This is a genomic window from Rodentibacter rarus (assembly GCF_001998965.1).
Classification (GTDB): domain Bacteria; phylum Pseudomonadota; class Gammaproteobacteria; order Enterobacterales; family Pasteurellaceae; genus Rodentibacter; species Rodentibacter rarus.
The window spans coordinates 1-1002 of the sequence record NZ_MLHJ01000081.1; the positions used below are offsets into that span (position 1 = coordinate 1).

Below are 1002 nucleotides of genomic sequence, written 5' to 3' on the forward strand. Positions count from 1 at the left end.
CTGCCGCAAGACGGATCGTTGAACCGCTGAGGCGCAGTATATGCAAGCGCCAAGACGATTTAATGCGGAAGGAGCATTATGGACCGAATCAATGATTGTGGCGGCACGAGAGCTTGTTATAGCATTTGAATTAACTCGTACCGTTGTTGCTATCGATCCGCAAGCAACAAATTCCGATGAAAGTGATGAAACCGGAATTGTTGTGGCAAGCGGCTATGGTTACGGACGTGATCGGTTTTATTCTGTTGATGCCGATTATTCCGGTAAATATTCGCCAAGTGATTGGGCGGCTAAAGCTATGTTCGCTTACCAAGAACATAATGCCGATTGCATTGTGATTGAAACTAACCAAGGGGGCGATATGGCAGAAGAAACGTTAAAGAATGCAGGTTTTCGTGGTCGGATTATCCGGATTCACGCAAATAAAAGCAAATTTGCCCGAGCGGAACCAATCTCAGCTTTATATTCACAGGGCAAGGTTCGGCACGCCGGTTCACTATACAAACTAGAAAATCAGCTTATGGAATATGTACCGGTAACAGCAAAAAAATCTCCTGACCGATTAGATGCGATGGTTTATGCGCTAACGGAGCTTTATCAACCCGTTTCTGTTGGGATTTTATTGGGGTAATTTATGGATTTTGAACAACAACGACAAGCCTTTTTAAGTGCGCTTTTTGGTGCGGGAAATACAAAACGGCGGACATTATGGGCAGAATTTGGTTACCCAAATAAACTTGATTTTCGGAACTTCTATCGTGCTTATAAACGTAATGCGGTTGCATTTGCGGCAGTAACCCGTCTCTTAGATGGTTCTTGGGCTGACTTACCAATTATTGTAGAAGGGGGGAGCGAGAACGAATCGAAAGAAACCAGTTCTTGGGAGGAGCTTGTTGAAGCTTTAATGAAAAAGCACTGGCGATCATTAAAAGAGGCGGATCTACGCAATTTAGTCGGGCGTTATTCCGGTTTATTACTGCAAGTGTGTCAATGATCTTCCAA

At 44.0% G+C, this 1002-nt stretch carries 2 protein-coding genes; both read left to right on the forward strand.

The features are described from left to right. Positions 1 to 40: 40 nt before the first annotated feature. Positions 41 to 631, forward strand: a complete 591-nt coding sequence (locus BKK50_RS08395; RefSeq protein WP_077417161.1) for a phage terminase large subunit family protein — start codon at positions 41 to 43, stop codon at positions 629 to 631. Positions 632 to 634: 3 nt separating this feature from the next. Then, positions 635 to 994, forward strand: coding sequence for a hypothetical protein (locus tag BKK50_RS08400; protein ID WP_077417163.1), 360 nt, complete (start codon positions 635 to 637; stop codon positions 992 to 994). Positions 995 to 1002 lie beyond the last annotated feature (8 nt).

Bases quoted from the DNA above. Each gene is read 5' to 3' on its own strand.
- BKK50_RS08400 (WP_077417163.1), top strand. From the start codon at position 635: ATGGATTTTGAACAACAACGACAAGCCTTTTTAAGTGCGCTTTTTGGT.
- BKK50_RS08395 (WP_077417161.1), top strand. From the start codon at position 41: ATGCAAGCGCCAAGACGATTTAATGCGGAAGGAGCATTATGGACCGAA.